The sequence below is a fragment of the Rhizobium sp. SVR5-2C genome (genome assembly GCF_056755115.1).
In genome coordinates, this window is the sequence record NZ_JBNDHT010000250.1 from 1 (window position 1) to 4,624 (window position 4,624).

5 protein-coding genes and 1 pseudogene are annotated in these 4,624 nt (G+C 60.5%); 5 read left to right on the plus strand and 1 reads right to left on the minus strand.

The genetic code is table 11. The features are described 5' to 3' along the window. The first annotated feature begins 248 nt into the window (after positions 1-248). Complete coding sequence (locus ACPYOI_RS35020) at positions 249-587, plus strand: cupin domain-containing protein (protein ID WP_481418939.1); 339 nt, start codon at positions 249-251, stop codon at positions 585-587. Here the strand turns inward: ACPYOI_RS35020 and ACPYOI_RS35025 are convergent, their stop codons facing one another. Continuing rightward, positions 588-1,532, minus strand: coding sequence for a LysR family transcriptional regulator (locus tag ACPYOI_RS35025; protein WP_481418940.1), 945 nt, complete (start codon positions 1,530-1,532; stop codon positions 588-590). A gap of 243 nt (positions 1,533-1,775) precedes the next feature. Here ACPYOI_RS35025 and ACPYOI_RS35030 point away from each other — a divergent pair, with 243 nt between their 5' ends. The 4 genes and pseudogenes from ACPYOI_RS35030 to ACPYOI_RS35045 form a co-directional block, all read left to right on the plus strand. Next, positions 1,776-2,981, plus strand: coding sequence for an ABC transporter substrate-binding protein (locus ACPYOI_RS35030; protein WP_481418941.1), 1,206 nt, complete (start codon positions 1,776-1,778; stop codon positions 2,979-2,981). A gap of 4 nt (positions 2,982-2,985) precedes the next feature. Then, positions 2,986-3,768, plus strand: coding sequence for an ABC transporter ATP-binding protein (locus ACPYOI_RS35035; RefSeq protein WP_481418942.1), 783 nt, complete (start codon positions 2,986-2,988; stop codon positions 3,766-3,768). Then, the gene (locus tag ACPYOI_RS35040) at positions 3,768-4,469 is read left to right on the plus strand and encodes an ABC transporter ATP-binding protein (protein ID WP_481418943.1); all 702 of its coding nucleotides are present in this window, start codon (positions 3,768-3,770) and stop codon (positions 4,467-4,469) included. Before ACPYOI_RS35035 ends, ACPYOI_RS35040 begins: the two co-directional genes overlap by 1 nt. A 4-nt stretch (positions 4,470-4,473) precedes the next feature. Further along, positions 4,474-4,624, plus strand: a pseudogene (locus tag ACPYOI_RS35045) (branched-chain amino acid ABC transporter permease); the annotation flags it as partial.

Here is a 4,624-nt window from a genome sequence, read left to right on the forward strand (position 1 = left end):
ATTCTGCACCATGCGCTCCTCGTCCGTCAGCTGCTCGACCAGCCGGAACGGGTCGGCCCAGTCGAAGATCTCGCGGGTGTGCTGCATGACGGCGTCTCCTCACCATTGTTCAGGCATGCCTGATCAAGCTGGCCATAACGCCGGCCAACTTCGGCGTCAACCGGAAGGAATATAGCGGATACAGGCTTTTCAAAAAGGCTTCCATGCTCCAACTTGCCGCCCTATGAAATCGAATTGAGGAGGCGGGAATGACGTCGAGCAATCTTTTTGTGCATGCCGAAGGTGCTGACTGGAGCAGTCCGGAACCGGGTGTCACGCGCCGCATCATGGTCTATCTGCCCGAAATGATGATGGTCGAAGTCGCGTTCGAGAAGGATGCGGTCGGAGCTGCGCACTCGCACCCGCATATCCAGGCGAGCTATGTCGCCGAAGGCAGCTTTGCCGTGACGATCGACGGAAAGACCGAGGTGCTGAAACAGGGCGGCAGCTTCATCGTGCCGCCGGATCTCGTCCATGGGGTGACGGCTCTGGAAAAGGGTCGCCTGATCGACACTTTCACGCCGCACCGCGCCGAGTTCCTGAAATGATCACCCGGCCTTCCGGCCCGCATGCATCGCCGGTGCCAAGGGCGGGATGAAGCGAGCATCCTCGCCTTTTACGGTTTCGCGCAGGAACTCGATGACGGCGCGCACCCGCGGCGCCTGCTTCAGATCGCCGTGGCAGGTCACCCAGTAGCCGCGGCAGAGGTCCACTTCATCAGGCAAGACGCGCACGAGCTCCGGATAACGGCTGGCAAAGAAATACGGCAGTACGCAAAGCCCTAGGCCATTTCGGGTTGCCGTCAGCTGCGCAAAGATGCTGGAACTCTGGAACCGCGGTTTGATGCGCGGATGCACGTCGCCGAGATAATCAAGCCCCGGCGCAAAGATCATCTCTTCGATATAGCCGATGAACGGATGATCGAGCAGATCGTCGCGGCAGGTAATGGGCGAGCTGTTGGCGAGATAGTCCCGCGAGCCGTAAACCTGCAGATGGTAATCCGTCAGCTTCTCGAAAAAATACGGCCCGCCCTTCGGTTCGTCCAGCACGACGGAAAGGTCCGCTTCCTTGCGCGACAGCGACATGATTTGCTGGATCGTCACGAGTTCCAGCGAAAGGTGCGGATGAAGCGCGGCGAATTTCGGCAGCACGCTGGCAAAGAAAAAGTTGGCAAAGCCTTCCGGCGCGCTGAGGCGGACGACGCCGCGCTGCGTCATGGAGCCTGCGGCAAGATCGGCCCGTAAACGTTCGGTTTCCTGCTCCATCTTTTCGGCGGTTTCCACGAATCGTGTGCCCATGGCAGTCAGCACATAGCCGCGCGGGTTACGCTCGAAGAGCTTGACCTTCAGGGCAAATTCCAGCCGGTCGATACGCCGCGAGACGGTGGCATGGCTCGTCCGCAGCTGTCTGGCTGCAGTCGAAAGCTGCCCTGTTCGAGCCACCGCTAGAAAAAACTGCAGATCGTCCCAAGTAAACTGCGGAGGATTGTTCATGCGGGTTCACGCGTCCATCTACGTCTTTGGTCTAATGCCTAGAGACCGGAAAGCAGCCGATGCACAGTTTCCGAGCGGCTCTGTGCAAAAACGAACAGATACTGTTTGGAATTAGTTGTAAACCGCCGGTTGCCTCATGCGGGAAATTCCGTGATCGTAGGCGCGGCGTCGGTTCGTTTGAGGAGAGCGGCTGGCCAATTTTGAACAGACTCGCGATCTGGCCATCTCTGGGAGGAGAGACTTATGCGAAAGAATCTTATTGCGTCCGTTGCATTCCTGCTTGCAAGCAGCACAGCCGTGTTCGCCAATGGTGCGTCGGACGGGAAGGTGAAGATTGGCATTCTGAACGATCAGTCCGGTGTCTATGCAGACTTCGGCGGTAAGTCGTCCGTCGAGGCCGCCCAGATGGCGGTCGAGGATTTCGGCGGCAAGGTGCTCGACGTTCCGATCGAGATCATCGATGCCGACCATCAGAACAAGCCGGACATCGCCTCGAACATCGCCCGCCAGTGGTACGACACCGAGCAGGTGGACGCGATCATGGAGTTGACGACCTCGTCGGTTGCCCTTGCGGTCCAGGCAATTGCGAAAGAGAAGAAGAAGATTGACATCGTCACGGGCGCTGCGACGACGGATCTTACCGGCAAGGCCTGTTCGCCCTATGGCTTCCACTGGGCCTATGACACGCATGCGCTGGCTGTCGGCACCGGTGGCGCGCTCGTCAAGCAGGGCGGCGACAGCTGGTTCTTCCTGACGGCGGACTATGCCTTCGGCTATTCGCTGGAACAGCAGACCTCCGATTTCGTCAAGGCGAACGGCGGCACGGTCGTCGGCTCCGTCCGGCATCCGCTTTCCAGCCAGGACTTCTCGTCCTTCTTGCTGCAGGCGCAGTCTTCCGGTGCCAAGGTCATCGGCCTCGCCAATGCCGGCCTCGATACGTCGAATGCCATCAAGCAGGCAGCCGAATTCGGCATCACGCAGGGCGGCCAGCACCTGGCGGCACTGCTCTTCACGCTGGCGGAGGTCCATGGGCTTGGTCTCGAGGCCGCTCAGGGCCTGACGCTGACGGAAGGCTACTATTGGGACCGCGACGACGAGAGCCGCGCCTTCGCAAAGAAGTTCTTCGAGCGCACCGGCAAGATGCCGAACATGATCCACACCGGCACCTATTCCGCTGTTCTTCAGTATCTGAAGGCGGTCCAGAAGGCTGGCACGGACGAGACGGAAGCTGTTGCCAAGCAGTTGCATGAAATGCCTGTCGATGACGTCTTCGGCCGCGGCGGCACCGTCGGACCGAACGGGCGCATGATCCACGACATGTACCTGCTGCAGGTCAAGAAGCCGGAAGAGAGCAAGCAGCCTTGGGACTACTTCAATGTTCTGGCCACCGTCCCCGGCAAGGAAGCCTATATCGACCCCGCCAAAAGCGGCTGCGATCTGGTAAAGTAAGCCTATGGCGGTTTCCGCAACACAAACGAATGCGACGCCGCGGGTGGTTCTTTCCGCCCGCGGCCTTCGCCGGGACTTCGGCGGCTTCACGGCCGTCAAGAACGTCGACCTCGATGTGCAGGATGCGAGCGTCCATGCGCTGATCGGGCCGAACGGCGCGGGCAAGACGACGGTTTTCAATCTCTTGACCAAATTCCTGCAGCCGACAGCCGGCACTATCATGCTGATGGGCACCGACATCACCAAGACCCCGCCGGACAAGGTGGCGCGGATGGGACTGGTGCGCTCGTTCCAGATTTCCGCGGTGTTTCCGCACCTGTCGGTGCTCGACAACGTGCGCGTCGCACTGCAGCGGCCCAACAACCTCTCGACGCAATTCTGGCGGCCGATGTCGTCGCTCGATCGGTTGAACGACCGCGCCGAGCAATTGCTCGCGAGCGTCGGGCTCTCGAAGGAGCGTGATCATATAGCCGCGGACCTCTCCTACGGGCGCAAGCGCGTTCTTGAGATCGCCACCACGCTTGCTCTCGACCCGAAGGTGCTGCTCCTCGACGAGCCGATGGCAGGGATGGGGCAGGAGGATGTCAGTGTCGTTTCCGCCATCATCCGCGAGGTCGCGCGTGACCGGGCGGTCTTGATGGTCGAGCACAATCTTTCCGTTGTCGCCAATATCTGCCAGCAGGTGACCGTGCTTCAGCGCGGCGAGATCCTCGCCGAAGGCGACTATGCCGCGGTCAGCAAGGATCCGCGCGTCCGCGAGGCCTATATGGGCACGGAGGATAGCTGATGGCGGCGCTTCTGGAAGTTCAGGGCCTGAATGCCTGGTACGGCGAAAGCCACATCCTGCATGGCGTCGACATGCATGTCGGCGAAGGCGAGACGATCACGATCCTCGGACGCAATGGAGTCGGCAAAACAACCACGCTGCGGACCATCACCGGCATCGTCCGCGCGCGAAAGGGCAGGATCAGCTTTGGCGGAGCGGACATGATTCAGGTGCCGCTGCACAAGACGGCGCATAAGGGCATCGGCTTCGTGCCCGAGGAGCGCGGCATCTTCTCGACACTCACCGTTTCCGAGAATCTGCTTTTGCCGCCGGTCGTTGCCGAAGGCGGCATGACCGTCGATGAAATCTATGAGCTTTTCCCAAACCTTTACGAGCGCCGGGCCAGCTCCGGAACCAAGCTTTCGGGCGGCGAACAGCAGATGCTGGCGATCGCCCGCATCTTGCGCACCGGCGTCAAAATGCTCCTGCTCGACGAGCCGACCGAGGGCCTTGCGCCCGTCATCGTCCAGCGTATCGGCGAGGTATTGCGGAAGCTGAAGGAGCGCGGGATGACGATCCTTCTCGTCGAGCAGAATTTCCGCTTTGCCAGCCGCATTGCCGACCGCTTCTATCTGATGGATCATGGGCAGATGGTGTCCGAGTTCCCGGTCGGCGAACTGCCGCAGCGGATGGATACGCTGCACAGGGTTCTGGGGGTGTGATGCCATGACGATGATCTTCGGCATTCCCGTTCAGGCACTGCTTGGCCAGTTGCTGATCGGCCTGATAAACGGCTCTTTCTACGCCCTGCTCAGTCTCGGCCTGGCCATCATCTTCGGCCTGCTGCGCGTCATCAACTTTGCGCATGGTGCGCAAT